Source organism: Pseudoalteromonas sp. 31A1 (assembly GCF_011378815.1).
In the GTDB taxonomy this organism is placed as follows: Bacteria; Pseudomonadota; Gammaproteobacteria; order Enterobacterales; family Alteromonadaceae; genus Pseudoalteromonas; species Pseudoalteromonas arctica.
The window spans coordinates 1-20444 of sequence record NZ_WTKY01000032.1 but is presented as its reverse complement, the minus strand read 5'-3'; the positions used below and the strand labels follow the sequence as shown (position 1 = coordinate 20444).

General features: G+C 38.4%; 19 protein-coding genes. 2 read left to right on the top strand and 17 right to left on the bottom strand.

Features of this window, described 5'->3' with window-relative positions; translation table 11 throughout:
- Positions 1–32 precede the first annotated feature (32 nt).
- The gene (locus tag GQR52_RS19130) at positions 33–971 is read left to right on the top strand and encodes a LysR family transcriptional regulator (RefSeq protein WP_165729475.1); all 939 of its coding nucleotides are present in this window, start codon (positions 33–35) and stop codon (positions 969–971) included.
- A gap of 10 nt (positions 972–981) precedes the next feature.
- Here the strand turns inward: GQR52_RS19130 and GQR52_RS19125 are convergent, their stop codons facing one another.
- The 7 genes from GQR52_RS19125 to GQR52_RS19095 form a co-directional block, all read right to left on the bottom strand.
- Positions 982–2019, bottom strand: a complete 1038-nt coding sequence (locus GQR52_RS19125; protein ID WP_165729474.1) for a GGDEF domain-containing protein — start codon at positions 2017–2019, stop codon at positions 982–984.
- A 170-nt stretch (positions 2020–2189) separates the two neighbouring features.
- Positions 2190–3161: a GTP 3',8-cyclase MoaA gene (moaA, locus tag GQR52_RS19120; protein ID WP_024593165.1), complete on the bottom strand. Its 972-nt coding sequence runs from the start codon at positions 3159–3161 to the stop codon at positions 2190–2192.
- A 186-nt stretch (positions 3162–3347) separates the two neighbouring features.
- Positions 3348–5639: a molybdopterin cofactor-binding domain-containing protein gene (locus GQR52_RS19115; protein ID WP_165729473.1), complete on the bottom strand. Its 2292-nt coding sequence runs from the start codon at positions 5637–5639 to the stop codon at positions 3348–3350.
- Between the two features lie 12 nt (positions 5640–5651).
- Positions 5652–6140 carry a (2Fe-2S)-binding protein gene (locus tag GQR52_RS19110; RefSeq protein ID WP_007582016.1) on the bottom strand — a complete coding sequence of 163 codons (489 nt, stop codon included), beginning with the start codon at positions 6138–6140 and terminating at the stop codon, positions 5652–5654.
- Positions 6141–6339: 199 nt separating this feature from the next.
- Positions 6340–6933, bottom strand: coding sequence for a nucleotidyltransferase family protein (locus GQR52_RS19105; RefSeq protein WP_165729472.1), 594 nt, complete (start codon positions 6931–6933; stop codon positions 6340–6342).
- Positions 6927–7955 carry an XdhC/CoxI family protein gene (locus tag GQR52_RS19100; RefSeq protein WP_165729471.1) on the bottom strand — a complete coding sequence of 343 codons (1029 nt, stop codon included), beginning with the start codon at positions 7953–7955 and terminating at the stop codon, positions 6927–6929. Before GQR52_RS19100 ends, GQR52_RS19105 begins: the two co-directional genes overlap by 7 nt.
- An 85-nt stretch (positions 7956–8040) precedes the next feature.
- Complete coding sequence (locus GQR52_RS19095; protein WP_165729470.1) at positions 8041–8904, bottom strand: DUF6279 family lipoprotein; 864 nt, start codon at positions 8902–8904, stop codon at positions 8041–8043.
- 687 nt (positions 8905–9591) lie between these two features.
- Here GQR52_RS19095 and GQR52_RS19090 point away from each other — a divergent pair.
- Positions 9592–10317: a tetratricopeptide repeat protein gene (locus GQR52_RS19090; RefSeq protein WP_165729469.1), complete on the top strand. Its 726-nt coding sequence runs from the start codon at positions 9592–9594 to the stop codon at positions 10315–10317.
- A gap of 145 nt (positions 10318–10462) precedes the next feature.
- On the opposite strand, the gene GQR52_RS19085 is transcribed toward GQR52_RS19090, so the two are convergent.
- The 10 genes from GQR52_RS19085 to ybaK all read right to left on the bottom strand — a co-directional run bounded on the left by GQR52_RS19085 (position 10463) and on the right by ybaK (position 20286).
- Entirely contained in the window at positions 10463–11881 is a 1419-nt protein-coding gene (locus tag GQR52_RS19085) for a coniferyl aldehyde dehydrogenase (RefSeq protein ID WP_197160487.1), read from the bottom strand.
- Between the two features lie 190 nt (positions 11882–12071).
- Entirely contained in the window at positions 12072–13547 is a 1476-nt protein-coding gene (locus tag GQR52_RS19080) for an SLC13 family permease (RefSeq protein WP_165729468.1), read from the bottom strand.
- 8 nt (positions 13548–13555) lie between these two features.
- Positions 13556–14512 carry a porin gene (locus tag GQR52_RS19075; RefSeq protein ID WP_024593158.1) on the bottom strand — a complete coding sequence of 319 codons (957 nt, stop codon included), beginning with the start codon at positions 14510–14512 and terminating at the stop codon, positions 13556–13558.
- 174 nt (positions 14513–14686) lie between these two features.
- Positions 14687–16051 carry a sigma-54 dependent transcriptional regulator gene (locus GQR52_RS19070; protein ID WP_165729467.1) on the bottom strand — a complete coding sequence of 455 codons (1365 nt, stop codon included), beginning with the start codon at positions 16049–16051 and terminating at the stop codon, positions 14687–14689.
- The gene (locus GQR52_RS19065; protein WP_024593156.1) at positions 16044–17774 is read right to left on the bottom strand and encodes a cache domain-containing protein; all 1731 of its coding nucleotides are present in this window, start codon (positions 17772–17774) and stop codon (positions 16044–16046) included. Before GQR52_RS19065 ends, GQR52_RS19070 begins: the two co-directional genes overlap by 8 nt.
- Positions 17775–17943: 169 nt before the next feature.
- Positions 17944–18207, bottom strand: a complete 264-nt coding sequence (locus GQR52_RS19060; protein ID WP_010553937.1) for a hypothetical protein — start codon at positions 18205–18207, stop codon at positions 17944–17946.
- A gap of 203 nt (positions 18208–18410) precedes the next feature.
- A complete protein-coding gene (locus tag GQR52_RS19055; RefSeq protein WP_165729466.1) occupies positions 18411–18662 on the bottom strand; it encodes a hypothetical protein in 252 nt (83 codons plus the stop codon).
- A gap of 146 nt (positions 18663–18808) precedes the next feature.
- Positions 18809–19177: a response regulator gene (locus GQR52_RS19050; protein ID WP_024593155.1), complete on the bottom strand. Its 369-nt coding sequence runs from the start codon at positions 19175–19177 to the stop codon at positions 18809–18811.
- A gap of 92 nt (positions 19178–19269) precedes the next feature.
- On the bottom strand, positions 19270–19674 hold the full coding sequence (locus GQR52_RS19045) for a DUF1761 domain-containing protein (RefSeq protein WP_024593154.1): 405 nt from the start codon (positions 19672–19674) through the stop codon (positions 19270–19272).
- Between the two features lie 150 nt (positions 19675–19824).
- Entirely contained in the window at positions 19825–20286 is a 462-nt protein-coding gene (ybaK, locus tag GQR52_RS19040) for a Cys-tRNA(Pro) deacylase (RefSeq protein WP_010553941.1), read from the bottom strand.
- Positions 20287–20444: the final 158 nt, after the last annotated feature.

The window sequence follows — 20444 nt, the reverse complement described above, 5'->3', positions numbered from 1 at the left end:
AATGGCATCAATTAATTAGTTAAGGTGTAATAATGGATACAACAAGTCGACTTTTAATGTTACTTGAAGTGGTTGAGCAAGGCTCTTTTGCAAAAGCTGCAGAATTACGCAACATAGATCGCTCTGTTATATCTAAACAAATTAGCCGTTTAGAGGATGAGTTAGGCGTTAGGTTACTTAACCGCACAACGCGTTCGTTTTCGCTCACAGCGGCGGGCGCCGAAATGATCAAAAAAGCCGCTGAGCTTAGAGAGTTGCTCGGCGAAACAGTACGCATGGCTGAAAACTACCATTTAGAGCCACGCGGGGTGTTAAAAATCACGTCATCAACATTGATTGGCAGGCGTTATTTGCAACCTGTACTTAATGATTTCCAAAAACGCTTTCCGCAAGTAGAAGTTGAACTGCGCTTAGACGATAGATTAGTTGATATAGTTTCTGAAGGGTTTGATTTAGCATTTCGTGTTGGTGAGCCAAAAGATTCATCCCTTATTGCACGTAAAATAGCGCGTAATCGCTTACTCATTGTTGCAGCACCAGAGTATATAGACACTTATGGTATGCCCAAAACAATGGAAGATTTAGCACAATTGCCAGCAGCAAGCTACGCCAGTAACTCTATTCGGATAGATGCAATAGATTACTACAACAGTAAAGGTGAGCCCTGCGAGCAAAAAATAAAAAGTGTGTTTAGAGCAAACGATGCAGAGTCATTACTGATGAAAACATTATCGGGCACCACTTATTTTGTCGCCCCTGCATTTATTATTGGTGATGAAATATCACAGGGTAAACTAGTGCCTTTATTAACTGATGTGAAACTAATGGAGTTTAGTGCGATGTATGCCGTGTATCCGCATCGAGATTTACCGGTAAGAACTCGGTTATTTTTTGATGCTGTACGCGAACATATAGGAAAAGATAAACCAATTTGGGAAAACGGGATCCCCAATTTTGAGCAAATGTATTAAGTAACCCTGCTTAAGCAACTACCGTTTCGTAGTCATGTTCTTTTTTAAACTTACAATACACTTTATTGCGACCAAATTGTTTTGCTTTGTATAACTGTTTATCCGCTTGGTTTACAAAGCTTTCCAATGAATTAGTACTTTTAAATTTTGCGATTCCAATACTCGTTGTAATATTGATAGCAAGGCCATCAATATCAAATGTTGTATTTTCAAAACGTGCTCTTATTTGTTCTGCGGTATCTAGTGCAGCCTCTTCATTTGCAAAAGAGCTAAATAAAGCGAACTCTTCACCGCCAACTCTAAATACGTACCCTCTGCCAAGTGCAACCCTTAGTAAAGTGGCCACTTCAACAAGTACTTGGTCACCGACACCATGGCCATGCTCATCATTTATCTGCTTAAAAAAGTCTAAATCGAGTAAAAACAAATATAACTGTGACTTATCTTGTAGTTCTACTTCAAAGTAGTGGTTCATTGAAAGGCGATTACCTGCACCCGTTAATGGATCAAGTAACGCTAAATTTTTAAGGCGCTTTGAAAAATGTGAGCGGCTCCCTTCAAAAACATGAGAAATCGCCCAAATACTTAAATAAGCACAGAGTAGATTAAGGGATAAGTTAAAAGTTTCAAAGGGGGCAAATGTAGACTTACTCCCTAAAATAAACACTTGGATAACTAATAAATTTGCAGAGAAAATCACACCATATTGTTTACCTAACAACAGGTAGTACAAAATAGGTAATGCAAACGACCATACGAATACACCGTTACGAGGAGATGCTAAAGCTGTAGCTAAAATAACAATAAACGTTACAAGTGCACACATCACAACGGATTGCCAAAACTGTAGTGGACAACGTGTAAGTGAAATATAAGTAAATATACAATAAATAGAAAAACAGATTTCGATATAGCCAAGCAGTGGAAAGTTATTTACGGTTAAATTAAGCCCCGCAAATCCTACCGATAAAGAACCAAAACAAAGACACATCCCTCTAAGGACGTCTTTTCTTAATGATTTAGTGCTATTAAGAGCTGCGATATCCATTCTAATCACTTAACAAAAAATAAAAATTAAGTTTAACGGGAAAATATAATTTAACAAGCCTTGTTGATATAAAACCATGTAGATACAACCAGTTATTTACCTTTTGGGGATAATGTCGTATGTTTTAGAAACACGTTTGATACTTTAATATCACTAAGTGGCTTTAACAACTAGCCACCTAACATGGATAAATTAGTAGTAATACCTGTATTACCTTGGTGTAAAAGGTGAGTTGGTTTTTTGGTTTTAATATAACGAGATAACAATGCCATTAATTCACTGTTTGAACTGTCGTTCATATATTCTCTTAGCGAAATACCCTCTTCAGAAAACAAACACAAGTGCAGATTCCCTTTTGCTGTAACCCTCAATCGGTTACAGGTACTACAAAAGTCGTTGCTGTAAGGCATGATCAAACCAATTCTGCCTTGATAATCAGGATGAGCAAACTCTTGAGCAGGACCTGCTGATGCACTACGCGCAACTTGCTGCCAACCCGTTTGTAATAACTGAGTTTTTAAAACTTGCCCAGAAACGTGGTTAGCATCAAAAAAGGCTTTGTTGTCGTTTGTTTGCATCAATTCTATAAAGCGGATGGTAACGGGACGGTGTTTAACCCAATTTAAAAATGTATCAAACTCTTTTGCGTTGTATTGCTTCATCAGCACGCTGTTTATTTTTACCGAATCAATACCCGTTTCAAGCGCAGTATCAATGCCTTTCATTACTGAGGTAAATTTGTCATGCCCAGTAATGGTGTTAAACATACGTGAATCTAAACTATCAATGCTTACATTAATGGCGTTTAAGCCTGCATCTACCCAGTCATGAATATTCTTATGAAGAGAAAAACCATTGGTAGTCATTGCAATTTTTTTTATGCCCGCGACATCTTTTGCCGCGCGAACAACATCTATAAAATCTTTTCTAAGAGTTGGCTCTCCGCCAGTGATCCTTACTTTTTCGATTCCATGGTGTGCAAACGCTTTAAGCGTGTTGCTAATTTCATCAATTGTGAGAAAACCACGGTCTGGCCCGCCCTGATAACCATCTGGTAAACAATAAACACACTTAAAATTACATACATCAGTAATAGACAAACGTAAGTAACTAAACTCTCGCCCTGTTGGGTCGATTAGCATAAATAAACCTTAACTAATATCAACAAGTAATAACAACCTAATACCAATTTGCAATAATACTTAATCATTTAATTAAGCGAATTAGTATAAACAACGCTACTTATTGATACATAAATAATAATTACATAAATATATTTAATAACTTAAAGGAGCAGCATAAAGCATACCCCTTTAGTTATTCTTGTTTTACGCTTCTAAGCCTTTTTTAAGTTCGCTTGGCTTCATTGGTAGGTCACGTAAACGTACGCCTACTGCATTAAATACAGCATTACCTATGGCTGGCGCAACGCCTATAACCCCAGGTTCACCTAAACCAACCGGAAACTCATCACTTTGTAAAAACTCAATGTCTATATCTGGTACATCTTGCATTCTTAGCGGTAAATAAGTATTAAAGTTAGTAGCCGATACTTGCCCATCTTTATACGTATTTGACTCGTGTAAAGCAAGGCTGCTACCCCATAATAATGAGCCTTCAATTTGCGCTAATGCCCCATCAGGATGAACAATTAAGCCGGCATCTACAACAACATAAAGCTTTTTAAGCGTTATTTTACCACTATCACGGTTAACATGAACATGTGCTGCGGTTGCAAGCCAAGCTGGCATTGTGCGCTCTTGCCCCGAACTCACTGAAAAACCAATGCCTTCATCTTTCGCTAATTTAACAGAAGCGACTTTATCAGACACGGTTTTAAGTACGTTACGTAAACGTAGCGCTCCGCCAACACTCTCAGGTGCTTTACCTGCTTGCTTGCCTTTACCATCTAACATTTCGATTCTAAATTGAACGGGATCTTTGCCTTGCTTATGGGCAATTTCGTCAATAAACGACTCAAGGCTCCATGCAATCCAACCTGGTCCTACTGAGCGTAACCAGCCTGGAGTAAAGGTGCTTTGTGCAACTTCGTTATTAATAGCACGTGCTCGATGACTACTCATGCTATACCAATGATCTGCGCCCGATGCTGAAAACGCATCAAATTTACCTTTACCATCAACACCTGGAGCTAGAAATCCTGGTGCCATTGCTTTGGTAGGCCAACCTGCCGCAAATGCATGTTCCATTCCTATGAAAGTGCCGTTTTTATCAAACGAAGCTGTCATTTTTGCAGCAGATGCAGAGCGAGACTGATCAAATAAACTATCGTCTGCGCGTGTAAATACTAGCTTTACTGGTTTACCCACTGCTTTTGCAGTTAGGGCTGCCGGTACAGTCCAATCACCAAATAGTCGGCGACCAAAACCACCGCCTAAATAATAAGGACGAATAATCACTTTCTCTTGGGCGACTTCAAGTGCTTTTGCAACAGCAGGTAACGTAAGCGATTGCCATTGGTTCCCCGTATGAATAATCCAATTACCGTCTTTAAATTCGGCTAATGCATTAAGTGGCTCTAGCTGATAATGACTCGCTGTCGCTGTGGTATACATTGATTCTAACGACTCACTGGCGTCTGCTTGGGTTTTCTTTATATCGCCTTCATCAACAAACAACGTACCTGAGTCGCGTTGCTCGCACAATCGTTTACCTTCGTTTTGAATATCAGCTTCAGATATATTTGCCGACTCACCCTTTTTATAACTCACCTTTAAAGCATCTACTGCTTTAATGGCACTTGGGTAGTTGTCCGCAAGTACAACAACCCAGCCTTGTACAGTTTCGCTTGGATCATTTAAAACTTCATAACCTTTGTAGCCTTTAATCGCTTTTGCTGCTGTATCGTCAACATTTGTCACCGTACTGCCATAACGGGTTGGCGGTATTACTGGGCGCGCGTACAGCATGCCTTCAACTTCTACATCTATTCCGTATACTGCGGTGCCATTTGTTTTGGCTGGTATATCAAGCGCTTTAAAGTCTTGTTTAAGCCCAGTTAAATGACGTTTATTAGCAGATTTGAGTGGCAGGTTTGCAACTTCATCGCTGGTAAATGTACGATTAAACTCGCCTTTTTTAACTATGTCAGCGTAACTAACCGATTTTTCGCCTGCAATAATATAGCCCTTTTCAGCACGACATTTATCTGCAGGCACGCCGAGCATTTTAGCTCCAGCTTCTATTAATGCAATTCGACCCGCAGCACCGGCTTGAGATAATGGCTTAAAGCTTTGAAATACAGACCACGAACCGCCGGTAACCATGTAGCCCCATTTTTCGTGAGTATCTACGTAGGTAATTGATACTTTATCCCAATCACATTCAAGTTCATCAGCTACAATGCGCGCAAGTGCAGTACCGATATGTTGACCCATTTCAGCTTTAGCAATACTCACTTCTACGGCGCCATCGGTGCTCATAGTCCACCAAATAGTCGGTGAAAAAGCCTGTTGTGCAATAGATTCTTTTGCACTGAGCGAACCCGAAAACAACGCAGGGGCGAACGCCATAACCAAGCCCGCGCTAGCAGTGCCAATCATAAACGAGCGACGATTTAAATTAACGGTTTCGCTATTTTTTTGAAATAATTTTTTCATTATCGGCTCCAGTTAAGCGTCTTGTGCATTTGGATCAAATATATTTACTACACTTTGTGACTCATCTGCAGCGCGTTGAATAGCCGTTTTAATGCGTTTGTAAGCCATACAGCGGCAATAGTTGCCATTCATGTGGCTCACTATTTCTTCATCTGACGGGCTAGGATTAGCTGCTAGTAATGTAGCAGCTTGCATTATTTGCCCCGATTGACAGTAACCGCACTGTGGTACTTGCTCTTCAACCCATGCTTTTTGAAGTGGGTGTTCGTTATTAAGCCCTTCAATTGTAGTAATGTTTTTTCCTGCAATTGCGCCAATTGGTAAAACACATGAGCGAGTTGCTTGCCCATCTAAATGCACCGTACACGCACCACACATTGCAATACCGCAACCAAACTTCGTACCTTTTAATCCAATTTCATCACGAATAACCCATAACAATGGTGTATCTTCACTTGCGTGTGATTCAACCACCTTGCCATTAATTGTAAACGTCACCATAGCTTGCCCCTTGATTAAGCTTTATAACCCGTGTTTAAATTATTTAATTTAAACACGGGTTATAACAGTTAAGATTGTTGTAACTACTAATCCATAACACATATAGTTACCGCATCAGCTACATTAACAGCTAAATACCATAACCACTGCACTAAAGCGTTAGCGCAGCTAAAACTTATTTTGCCCTACTAATACTTTTTCACTCATTTTTAGCTATAAAATTACTTAGCTGCTTTTGAGTATCTATGTCTAAACTCGCACTACGTAAACTAATTGTATTGACTACTTCACTGTTGGAGCGCAGTAATTGCTGTGCACCTCTATCTGAAGTTAAGCTTGCAAGCTGAGATAAATCAACCGCTGGGAATATAGCGGGTACACCTAAACGCTCGCCATAGTTTGCGCACCAGCGCGATGGATTACGTGTAAAACCAGTAACTAACTCACTTAAGTGCGCTACTTTTAGCTCAACCTGATCCGCAAGCATAAATAAAATCCCATCAAAGGACTTATTTTTAAACACTGTTTGAGAAGCTATCGCGATTGAATTACCTAAACCTTGGCTCCATTGCTTGTTCTCAATGAGCTCTATGTTTTTATAACCTGCCAGTGCTTGTGATACTTCTTTATGCCATGCCCCGGTAACTACATACACCGGCGTGTCATCAAGTGCTTGAAGTGTATTTACTGCATGCTCAATCATTGTTTTGCCAAACCCGATATCAGCCGTTAATTTACAGCCGTTAAAGCGAGATGATTGACCTGCGGCTAAAACAACTTTTGCAATTAGCACGGCTCCTGCCCCCAATGGCTTAGCGATTGGGCGTTTTTGTCACACAGCACTGCATGTATTTCACTGATCAGCGATAGTGCAATACTCTCTGGCGAGTCGCCGCCTAAATTTAAACCGACAGGGCCAAAAACAGGAGCCTTAATTTGTGATACTCGCGTATTTGCGTGCTCTAAAACTTGTTCACGTCTGTGCTTAGGACCCAATAACCCTATGTATTTAAAAGGAACATCTTTAAATTGAGCCAACGTACTGGCGTCAAGTTCAACGCTGTGAGCCATTAAAATAGCAGCATCTACTTTATTAGTTATGCAATATTCTTTTAACTCACTCGGTGTGAAGCGCAAAATAGCATCAGCATTTTTAAAATATTGCCTTTTTGCATTGGCAGCACGTGTATCCCATACAGTTACACTCCAACCAAGTTGTTTGGCAAATGTATAAACCGGAACTGCATCAGCGCCACCACCTACTATTAATAGATGGGGCGGTGGATAAATAGAGGTTTGCAAGCACGTAGCGCCTTGTAATTCTACCAACTGCGCTTTGCGGTTCATTGATAAACCATGCAACTCATCATTTTGCGTAAATACACCACTACCGGCTGGCAAAATGGGGCTTACTTGTTGAAGATATCGCCCTGGTTTATTCTCATTAAGTGCTTTAGATACAAGCTCTAACTGTAAATAGTCATTAGCCTTATGAATAGGCTGCAGTAAAATATGTACTATACCCCCACAACCAATGCCAAGTTGAAATGTTAAATCGTCTTCATCGGTGGCATCATAACTAATGGTTTTACTGGTTAAAGTACTCATTACTTGTTTAGCGTGGCGCTGTATGTCAGCTTCTAAACAGCCTCCTGAAAGCATCCCCAAGCGCTCGCCTAGGCTCGAAATAAGCATCATAGCCCCTAGTTTTCTGTAGCTAGAGCCTTCAATTTTGTACAAAGTAGCTAAAACCCATTCTTGGTTGTCCCTATTGAGATACCAAGTGTTTAAGATACTTTTCAAATCTGTAACCATATATTGCCCTTTAAAAAGCATTTTTTGCGTTTAAAAACAAACCAGCCTAAACAGCTAATTTAAAACTTAATAATTCACGCACAATTTAGTTTTCTATTATATCGTTTAAGGTCTCAATTAACTCATCAAATTGATCATTAACGCTTTGGCGTTGTTTATCATTTAGAGTTAGGTTTAATTCGTAGAGTAAATTTATATATAAATTTAAGTTTGCTTCATTGCTTTTCAATAGTGCGTCGCTCATATAAAGTTCGCGCTCTTCAATAACCGTACTTAACTGATTTATAAATTCTTTTTTTGTAATTTCAGCATTTTTGAATACCTGTTTGGCTGCATTCAAACGGTTTTGCTTGTACTCTAACCACAGCGCTCCTGCATCTTGATGTTGCTCATTAGTAGATTTAATCAGCGCTTTTTGTTGTTTATTAAGCTTGCCTATCCACTGCTCGTAGTATTCAAATTGCTCTTCCAAACGCTCACTTTTTCGCTCAAGCGGGGTTTGTTTGTTAAACTCTTCGCGTTCGTCGTTAATTTTTATTTGGATGTTGTCTAAAAGCTCACCTCTTTGCTCACTTGATAAGGTTGCTCCAAGCTCAGCTAAAGGCAGTTTTGCGTACCCAAGTAGGTTCTGCCAATGTTGTTTTGCAAGCACAACCTGTGTTTTTAATTGTTTAGCCTCCAATGTTTGGTTAAACAATACTTTTATATTTTGTATGTCTTGTCTGTAGGCCGGTAATTGGGTAGTTCGGTGCCAATTTTGTGTTGTTGTAATTATGTTTTTTAGCTGTGTATTTTGCTTTTTATTTAAATCAACATAATCGTCAACCCAAAACGATGAAAGCCAACTCAAATTATTGTAAGTAAAAGATGCCGAACAACTACATAAAAACAACATACTTACAGCAAGGCATATCTGTTTTAGTTTTTTTGCTTTGAAATTATTAAGCATAACCTTCTCTATTATTTAGATTGTGGCAAAGCTCAAAACTCATTTGATAATAATTATCATTTAAGTATTGACTTGCATTTAGATCTAACTGATAATCGTTCGCACAAACACAGTGTAACGACCTCAGTGCCTACGGAAGAATATTCAGCAAGGATGCTGACACATTAAAAGAAGAGCGTGCCGCTTCGTGTTATTACTTACTCGACCCAAGTAATAACATCAAATATCACATTTACTTGCTACATTGCTCATATTAGTGACGGTTAATATGACTCAAAAAAGCCCTAACGGGCTTTTTTTATTTCTTTAAATTTTCTATAAAATCTGTATCTTACACCTCTTAAACTCGTTTACTTACCTTAAAAGTCCACCGCGCTATTATTTACATTTTATACGCACGATCTGATAAGGTATCGCCTTGCGTTTGCGCTAAAGCTGGCGTAAAACATAACAGTAGACACCCTTTTTTGCATCTATTTATAATAACCGATTTAGTCTCTACTTAAATGCATTGAGTATTAAACGTTTAAAATGCGCAAATAGTGCAAAAATTTAATAATTTAGCATTTAACTAAAGTCTGTTTACCTTTCGGGATTAAAACTTGTTCTATTTAGGCGCTATTTAATCGCGGCAAGATATACTGGCCCTAAAACCTATCGTAACTATTACTAATTGGAGACATTAATATGTCACAGTTTAATTTGAAAGCACTCGTTCTTGCTGGCGTTTTACTTGTCAGCCCTTTCGCTCATGCAACATTAGAAGATGGCATAAGAGCAGCTAACGAAGGTGAATTTGCAGTCGCCCTAAAAGAATTTCAATACCTTGCCGATAAAGGTTTTGCACCAGGAATTTACGAACTAGCTAAATTATACGAAGGTGGATACGGTGTAACACGCGATTACCGCAAAGCAGCTGCGCTTTATCAACAAGGCGTTAAAAAGAACCACCCGGATTCAATGTTTGCGTTAGCTGTTTTATACGACGAAGGTAAAGGCGTAAAGCTTGATCACCAAATGGCTGTTACCTTATTTGAAAAAGCAGCCAATAAAAACCTGCCTGCGGCTCAGTTTAATTTAGGTGTAATGTATTCTAATGGCGTGGGCGTTACGCGAGATTATGAAGCGGCACGCAACTGGTACGAAAAAGCAGCTGCAAACAATTACTCTTTAGCACAATTCAATTTAGCCCTCATGTATTTTGAAGGGCTAGGTATGCCAAAAGATTTAGAAAAGTCATACATTTGGAATACTATCGCTGAGTACAACGGCAATATGCAAGCGAGTCATAGCCGCAAACTTGATGAGCGTAAAATGCTGCCTAAAGAAATTGAAGAAGCTAAAGAAAAAGCCGATGCCATTTATGCAAAAATACAAGTGGGTACTTATGCTGGCGAAGGTCGCTTATTTTAAAGTCTTATTTTAAAGTTTAAGAGTTTAAGACCTTAGTTTGAAACTAATCTAAAAAGGCTGAATTACATAACGTAATTCAGCCTTTTTAATATATCTTGATTTAGCAGATTCAAAATCTATTCAACTTTACAAAATCAACATACTCTTATTTTATGTAAAGCCACTTTAGTAGCTTAATAAGAAGTTTGCTTTGTTTTAGCAGCATAACAATACGAGGATTAAACGAGCCCGATACTAACGTATTTTTAGCATGGCTAAACGTTAAAAACCCTTCTATGCCATGATAATGCCCCATTCCTGAATGCCCTACACCACCAAAAGGGGCATCGTCAGCAGTTACTTGCACTAACGTATCGTTAATTGCCACAGTGCCACTGATTGTTTGCTTCATAATGTATTCTTGAGCGTGCTTATCTTGCCCTAGAATATAAAGCGCTAACGGGTGGTGATGGGCTTTAATATAGTCAATTGCGCTGTCGAGCTTGTCATAACTCATTATTGGTAGTATTGGGCCAAATAGCTCATCTTGCATAAGCTGCATTTCGTCAGTAACTTGAGTCACTAAGTGCAGCCCCATACGATGTTTTTGCTCATCTTGCTGGTTTTGCTCAAGTGGCTTAATAATGTTTGCGCCAAGCTCTTGGGCTTGCTCTAAGTAGGTTGCTAAACGTTTATAGTGTGCATCGCTAATAATAGAGGTTAAGTTTTTACCTTCAACACCGTCTTTAAAGTGCTTTTTATAAAGCTCGCATAATTGCTGAATCAGCTGATGCTCAAGCGCTTTGGGTACAAATACGTAGTCGGGAGCAACGCATATTTGCCCTGCGTTGGCCATTTTTCCAAACAGTAAAGCTTGCGCCGCTTTTTTAATATCGGCATTTTGCGTAATAATAACTGGCGATTTACCACCGAGTTCGAGCGTTACTGGTGTTAAATTACGACTCGCTGAAGCCATTACTAATTTACCAACGGCCGATGACCCCGTAAATAATAAATGAGCAAATGGCAGTGATGAAAACTGCGCGGCTACGTCGCTACCGCCTTGTATTATTTTGCAATGCGTTTGTATGTCGTCTTTAAATATTTTTTCGATAACGACGTTTGTGTGAGGTGTAAACTCGCTTAATTTGAGCATAACTCTATTACCGGCAGCTATGGCGGTAAGCACAGGTACTAACGCTAACTGAATCGGGTAATTCCACGGTGCAATAATACCAACCACACCTTTAGGTTGGTAATTAACACTTACTTTTGAAGGCCACAAACTTAAACCTACAGAGCGATTACTTGGCTTTGCCCATTTTGGTAGCTTTTTGATAATGTGCGCGAGTGTTTGAACCGTAGGCAATATATCGCCAAGTAGAGTATCGAAAGCGGTTCTGTAACCAAAGTCTTTTGAAGCAGCATCCACTAGCTCTTGCTCAAGTTCAACAATACGTACACGGAGTTTTTTTAATAAAACGAGACGTTTATCAATTGGCAAGTAAGGCGTTTCGAGAAAGCTTTTTTGCAATTCATCAAATTGAGGAATTAAAGGCATTGCCTGTGATGTGTCGGTGCTCAAAATAGATTACTCAATTTTTAAAGTTACCGCAGACTATAACCTTGTTCTGTTTTTCGAGCAATAACACTAATTATCTAAAAAAGAGCTTATTGAGCAATATAAATAAGTATAAAGAGTAGTTTTGTTTAAAACTGTAAATATAAACAAAACTACTCTGGTATAGGTTGGTTGGAACTAATTTAGTGGGTATTTAAAAGCCAAATACTTGCGCTGCGATAGTCATTGTCACTAGCGTAATTAATACAATGGCGACAATATTTAGCACAAACCCTGCTCTTATCATGTCGCGCATTTGTATTTGCCCTGAGCCAAACACAATAGCGTTTGGTGGTGTAGCTACCGGCATCATAAACGCACAACTACACGCTATAGCTGCAGGAATAACCCAAACTAAAGGCGAACCTGTTATAGACTCTGCAACGGGTCCTAACAAAGGAAGAAAGCCAGCTGCAGTCGCTGTATTACTCGTGATCTCAGTTAAAAATGTAATTAATGCCACTACAACAAGTACACTCATAACAAGTGGAATGGCACTAGCGCCTTCAATTAGGTGAGCAATAAATTCAGCAAGCCCTGATGACTTAATTTGAGATGCAAGTGTAAGCCCGCCACCAAATAATAATAAAACGCCCCACGGCACTTTAGCTGCGCTTTCCCAATCAAGAATACGTTCGTCACTGCCTTTGTTTGCAGGCAAAACAAATAGTAATAATGCGGCGGCAATCGCAATACCCGTATCAGAAATTTTAAGCCCTGTTATGTCGCCAAGTATAGGTCTAAATATCCAACACAGTGCTGCTAAAACAAACACAAATAACACGCCTTTTTCGGCGCGTTGCATTATACCTAGGTTTTTTAGCTGCGTTGAAAACACCGCTTTTGTATCAATTTTTTGATCGTTTTTAACATTAGCATCTACTTTATACGCAAATTTGGTAAGCCAAACCCAACTAATAATAAGCATACTTAAAGACAGTGGTACGCCTACAATCATCCACTGAGCAAAGCCTATTTCAATTTGGTAACTGTCAGATAGGTATGCAGCCATTAATGCATTAGGCGGTGTACCAATTAAAGTAGCAATACCACCAATGCTTGCACCATAAGCAATTGATAGTAGCAATGCTTTGCCAAACCCTTCATTACTTGGGTCTGATTGCTTAACCAAATTGGTAATTGAAAGTGCAATAGGTAGCATCATTACGGCTGTTGCGGTATTAGACATCCACATCGACAAAAATGCAGTTACAAGCATCATTGCTAAAATTTGCAAACTTGGCTTTTTACCCGCATATAACATGGTGCTAAGCGCTATACGTTTATGTAACCCCCATCGCTCCATAGCGATAGAGATTAAAAATCCGCCTAAAAATAAAAATATTAGCGGGTGCGCATACGGTGCAGCCACACTTTTTATGGCTTCTATACCAGCAAGTGGTGATATTACCAAAGGGAGCAAAGCTGTTGCTGGAATTGGCACTACTTCACTTACCCACCACGATGCCATCCAAAATGCTAAGCCTGCTGTTTTAAATGCAGCAACCGACATACCCTCAGGTGGGTTTACTAGACAGGTAAGCAACATAACGCTTGGGCCCAGTAATAGCCAAAACCATTGCATACTCTGTTTTTTAGGAGAATTGTTTTTTAAAATTTGTTGAGTCATTACTTTTCCTAAAATTTATATTTAAGGCCAAGAGCAACACTGCTGTCGTCTTGTTCTTCTAAATTAAGATCGGTATATAAAAGATAAGCTGTAGTTTGCTTATCAAATACATAATCAAGGCCTGTGCTCCATTGCGTTGCCTCAGATGCTTGACGAAGAGTTGAGTCATCTTTAGCAAATTGAATTTTTGGCACCCACTTATCAAGTGTATAACTGGCACTTAATACGTAACCATTGCCCGACTTACTGCCATCTACTGATTCTGAATGCTGGTACAGCGCACCTAACTGTAATTGTTCGAACTTATAAACACCAACAAGGCGGCTTGCTTTTACATTGTTAAGTGAATCTACATGACTGAACGACACATAATATGAAGTACTTTTTAAATTACGGTCGCCATAAATAAGCGTAGCAGCAAAGCCTGCTTTATCGTCTTTATTGTCATCTTTTGGCGCATAAGTAAATGAAAACTGCGTATTATGCCAATAGTTTGAGGTGTAAGTTATAGTATCACCGAGGCGATCTTGGCCTGCTATAACCTGTGCCATATCGGCTTGAGTTTCGTTAAAGTTATCGAGTTTACCTTCAGAATATTTAAAACGAGTGTCGTTACGACCTACAACAACTTCACCAAACGCGCCTTTTAAACCTAAGTAAGTATTACGTGCTGTGAAAGGTTCTTGCGTATCATCTTCTTCAAAACCTTTAACTTGTACCTCATATTTAAAAACAGCACTTAAATATTCGTTAAGTTTATGATCGCCCTTAATACCAATACGCGAGTATGGCGCTTCAATTTGAGTACCCTCTTCGGCATAACGCATTATGCCCGTATCAGTACTGGCAATTTGTACTTCAGCTTTACCGTATACAGCGTACTCTGCAGCAAAAGATGTGTGTGAAAATGTAGCTAAGCAACCATAGGATAGAAATAAAATACAGGTGTGTGTAGTTTTTGTCATCGTGTGCCCTAATTATTAGAATCTACTTGTTGTAGCGCTAATAAGGCAACTTTACTGCCAAGTGTATAAAAGCAATATATTTCAATAACTTACCAAAACAAATTGTTTGATTTAAATAAAAACGTGTGAATTACCACACATAAGAAAGTGGGTCTTGTCACCAAACCCACACATTTAGTCAGTAAACATATCTCTATTAAGATTGTATTTACTCATTTTATCGTAAAGTGTTTTACGAGCAATTTGCAGTGTTTCCATAGTGTTTTTAATACTGCCGTGGTTTTGCTCAAGCGCGTACTCAATAAGTGACTGCTCATAAAAAGAGACTTTTTCAGATAAGCTTAAATCGGGAGATAAGCCACCTAATTGTTGTGTTTTAACTTCAGCAAAGGCAAGTTCGGCACCAAGTAATACAGCTCGCTCTGCTTGATTTCTTAGCTCTCTCACATTGCCCGGCCAGTCATAGGCAACTAACCGCTGTTGTATTTCGTAATTTACTGCCGCCGGCGGCTTATGATAGCGAGTTGCAGCAATAGAGCTAAAGTGTTTAAACAAAAGTAATATGTCAGCTTTTCGCTCTCGTAATGGCGGAATATTAACGTTAACCAAACTAAGTCTGTAGTATAAATCAGCTCTAAAATCACCCTTTTCAACTAACGCAAGTAAGTCTACTTTTGTAGCTGCAACAATTCTGATGTTTAAATCAATTGCTTTGTTATCGCCTACAGGTGTTACTTTTCGCTCTTCTAATACGCGTAATAACTTAACTTGCAGTGCCATTGGAGTGCTTTCTATTTCATCTAAAAAGACCGTACCACCTTGTGCATATTCAAACTTACCTTTTCGACTTTGAGTAGCCCCTGTATATGCACCACTTGCTGCACCAAACAATTCGCTTTCTATTAACTGCTCTGGTACTGCGCCACAATTAATAGCAACAAAATTACAGCTAGAGCGATTACTCTGATCGTGTAGATACCGCGCTACAAGTTCTTTACCTGTGCCAGTTTCACCTTCAATCATTACATCGGTTGGGGTATCTATAATTTTGTTTAATAAGTGCATCATGTGTTGCATTTTAGGTGTGTCACCTAGTATGCGTACACCTGGGGCTGAGGTTTTCTGTACAGCCACTTTTAATGCGCGGTTCTCCATAACAAGGCTTCGTTTGTCGCACGCTCGTGCTATGCAATCAAGAAGATGTTCGTTAACTGGTTTTTCAAATAAATCATACGCACCTAATTGCATCGCTTTAACTGCTATCGATACATCAGCGTAACCAGTTAAAAATATTACAGGGAGCTCACTATCAAAAGCCGTTATTTGCTCTAAAAGCGTTAGGCCATCCATGTTCGGCATATTTATATCGCTCAGCACAACTCCAGCAAAGCGCCTATTGAGTTTGCTAAGAGCGGTGCTTGCGTCATTAAAACACTCAACGGTGTATCCTTCGAGAGTGAGCAATTGCTTTAAAGAGTCTCTGATCATTGCTTCATCATCAATGACTATTATGTGATTACATGGGGAGCTATCAATCATCTTTATTTTCCTGCCTGTTAGAGAGGCTAATTATAAATTCAGCCCCGCCTTCAACTCGATTGTGCGCGCTCAAACAACCATTAAACGAATCTATTATTTGTTTTGATATAGATAAACCAAGGCCTAAACCTTTACTTGATTTAGTACTATAAAAAGGTTCAAACAAATTACCAAATGCATGTTGCTCAATACCAGAGCCAGTATCTAAAATCGACAGTTTTACTCGCTCTTCAAAACACTCCAGCTGAAAACTTAAGTTACGAATAATTGCACCATTCATAGCTTGGCTAGCATTAGTAATTAAATTAACAAGTACTTGTTCAAATTTAAGCGAATCGACCCACACAACGACTGTTTCATCAAAATGAGGTGGCTCTACTTGTACGTTATCTTGCTTTAACTGCGCGCTAGAAATCATTAATGCGTTATTAACAAGCCCTGCAAGAGGGTAAGGTCTGAGCTGCATTTTTGAAGGTTTACTAAAATGCTTTAACTGACCTACAATTTGGTGCACTCGATTAACTAATCCCTCAATCACTACTAAGCTTTCACCAAGTGCTGAAGTATTTCCTTTAGCTAATAAACGCTTTGCCGAAGCTAAATAAGTATTAATAGCACTGAGCGGCTGGTTTATTTCGTGGTTGATTCCTGCACTTAGCTGTCCTATTGTCGCAAGCTTTGCAGATTGAACTAAAGCCGTTTGTACTTTTTCCAAAGCTTGAGTGCGCTCAAGGACTTCAAGTTCAAGGCTATGTCTGGAGTACACCAGTTTTTTATAGCCCGCAAAACGAGTTAATAAAATATAACTAACAATAATAACTAAACTACAGATAATAAATACCCAAAATAAGCGAGGCAGTTGAGCTGAATTAACTTTTGTTATATCAACGAGTACGTTCATTGTGGCATTAAAATATCGTAAAGGTCTTTGCGACATTACGTAAAGTTTTTTATCTATTTTTAAATGTTTAATACCTTCATTAGAAAATTGAAACTGCTTAATATACAAAGGCTGATGATCTAAATAAGCCCGACGAGATTTAATATCTCTGCGCATAGTTATATCAAGTTCAGTGAAGCTGTTTAATCGCCACGTTTGCATATCTGACATTGCAATTACCTCATCTGCAAGCTGCAAAAAAAAGTGACTACCCTTTGAAGTATTTAGAAGCTCTCTGTCATCCTCAAATTTACTTACATTCACTTTTAACACAACAACACCAATGGCTTTATTGTCGCGATATACTGCTTGTGAAAAGTAAATACCACGCTCTTTAGAGCGCATGCCTAATGCAAAGTACGCTACTTTTTCGCCTGCAAATGCACGTTTGAAATAAGGTCTAAACGCAAAGTTGCTACCTAAAAAAGTATAATCTGCTTGCCAATTACTACTGGCAATAACTTCGCCTTGAGTATTTAGAACAAAAATATCTGAGGCACCACTGGCTTGTTGAATATCAGCAAGGTAGTTATTAATAGCGTTATAGTGCTGTGGCTGCGCATCTACAAAGTCTATCATTAACGAGTTATAGGTAAGTAACTGGGGAATAGCAGAAAAACGAGCAAGCTCAGTATCAATATAGTTATTTAATTGCGTAACTTGGCGCTCAGCCTGGTAGGTTGCTTGCTCAACATCATGAGAACGACCAAGCCAAAACGTAACAACTAATATAAGTACGAGTAACACACAAACAGTAATGATTTTTTTAGAAAAAGAAAACATGAAGAACTCGCAAAAAATAGCCAAGAAAATTTTAGGGCGCTAGTGTAACGGCTAATCTCTAGCAGAGATATAAACTTTTTGTTAACAACAGTTTTAAAGTGTTTAAAAACAAAAATCGCCGTAAACAACTATGTTTACAGCGATCTGTTTAGCATTAAATTAAAAAAAATTAATTTGTAGCTAATGTTGATCTATTTTTAACATATTTATATAAGCCAATTAACGACGCTGCAATCCAAAATATCTCGATTACAAAGCTCGCTAAATTAAAGTTATAACAAAGGCTAATTAACAGTAAAATTGCCCCTGTTAAATTCATCATATTATACGTTAAGCTAGCTGGAGATGTTTTACCTAGCTGCAGTAAAAAAAATGAACCAACTACTAAAAAAGTACCTGTCATGCCTATGATGTCAAATAAGAGTGCTATCACGAAACTATCCTTTATCCATTTTTAAATAACCCAATAAACTGGCCCGATCCATGGGGAGGGTATTTTTTCATTCATTGAAACAGCAAACCGGGCGATTCTATCAATATGGTAAATTCTAACAAGGCCATATGTCCGCATGCACAAGGCTTTATACTTATTCGCTTAATTAAGTATTATTGCGGTTTAGTATTACTTCATATACCTTATTTAAAGGTTACTTTGCCGCCAATTATTTTATAGGCCGGCGCACCGCGAATAATCGCTTCTCGGGCAAATGGCCGGCTACAGTTAGGGCAAATACAAGCCTCTGTTGTAAAGTCTTGGCTAATACGCTCTTTAAAGCACTTAATTAATGTTCCTTTTCCCCCTTTTCGATATTTAAATAAAGAGGCTTTACAAGCAGAGCAAAAAATATCAACCGTTTTAGTAGGGCCTTTTTTGTTGGGTTTTGCCATTACGTCCTGCGGTATTATATAAAGAGTAATTAGCAATTATATCAGTTTAGATGGGTAAAGGTTACCACCTCTGACTTAGAATTTAGATACGGCAGACTTAATCTATAAAGCCCCATTACATATAACCTTTATAAAATAAACACATCCTAATCTTTAAAAAAGAAGCGGTTTAATTGAGATGACAATACATTCATATTAAAAGGTTTGACTATAAACCCTGATACCTTAGCTGCAATAACTTGCTTAACTTTATCTGTACTGTCTTCACAAGTAACCATTAAAACGGGAATATCAGCGAGTTCTTTATCTTTTCGAATGTTAGTAAGTAAACTAACGCCATCCATTTTTGGCATATGAAGGTCAGTAATAACCAAATCGAAATGTTGATTACGCAGAAATACCAAAGCTTGCAATCCATCAGTTGCTTCAACGATATTGCTATACTCTAGTTTTCTAAGCATATTAATTAATACGTGTCGCATGAGTGGCATATCATCAACAACTAATATTCTCATTAGTTTCTTTACCAAATTGTATAAATGGGATTATATAAAACTACTCTACTCGTAGATAAGGATCAAATTTGGATTTGCTGATTATTTAAATCTTACGGCCATATCCCTAAAATGAGCCCCATTAACGAAAATTGTAAAATATGGTACCCCCCGTTAATTAAAAAAAGCTTTAGAGGGCGTTGCTCAAATATATAACTCAATCCTAATGAACTGCCAATCCAAAAAAAGCCAATAATAAAGCCAGTCCCTATACTTTCACCTAAGCTTGCGTCTTTACCTAAAAAAAGAGACAGCATTAAAGCCGCTATAAACACTAAGAAAAAGCTGCCGCCAAATATCAACTTAGGATTAGCCGATTGTAAATCCAGATCAGTTAAGCCAATACTTTCTAGCCATGCATTTTTAAAGAGAGCTTTTGAATACCATATACCGCCAAGCATAAAAGAAGACAGTGCAGCCACTAGTATCGCAAAATAATCTACATCTAAAAGGTTCATACAAACAGCCGTATACAAAAAGTGTAATACCGTTTGGTATTAAATATTAACGGTATAAAGATACTCCCAATGTAGTTATAAATAGGGGATTGAGCAAATAGCCTAACTTAAATTAATTTTTGGTATAGAAGATAATTATAAAAATAAAATTTATAAATCGCCAAATTTTGCATTGGTCAATAAGGCTAAATCAGTTGGCGAGAGTGCTATTTCTAAGCCTCTTTTTCCGGCGCTCACATAAATAGTGTCAAAGAGAGAAGCACTGCTATGAATAAACGTAGCTAGACGTTTTTTTTGTCCAAGCGGACTCACCCCTCCTAAAATATAACCGGTACTAACTTGTACTTTTTGTGGGGCAGCCATAATTACTTTTTTAGCACCACATAGTTTAGCTAACTGTTTTAAATTAACTTGTTGAGATACAGGCGTAACAGCAACAATCAGTTGCCCTTCATGTGTTTCAAGTACTAAGGTTTTAAATACTTGTGCACTGTCTAAATTTAACTTTTCAACGGCTTCAAGCCCGTAGTGACTATTATTCTTATCGTGCTCATAACTGAGTACTTCAAAGGTTTTTTTTTGCTTTTTAAGTAGATCTATTGCTGGTGTCATGCTGTTTCATCTTTTTTATTCACAGTAACAAAAATTAAGTTTAAAGCAAAAAAAACGACGCTAAAAGCGTAATGCCAGTCAGTTAAGCTGACTGGCATTTTTCTTTTTATGGGGATACTTAGATGGTTTTGGCTTAACCCATCGGGGATATCTTCTAT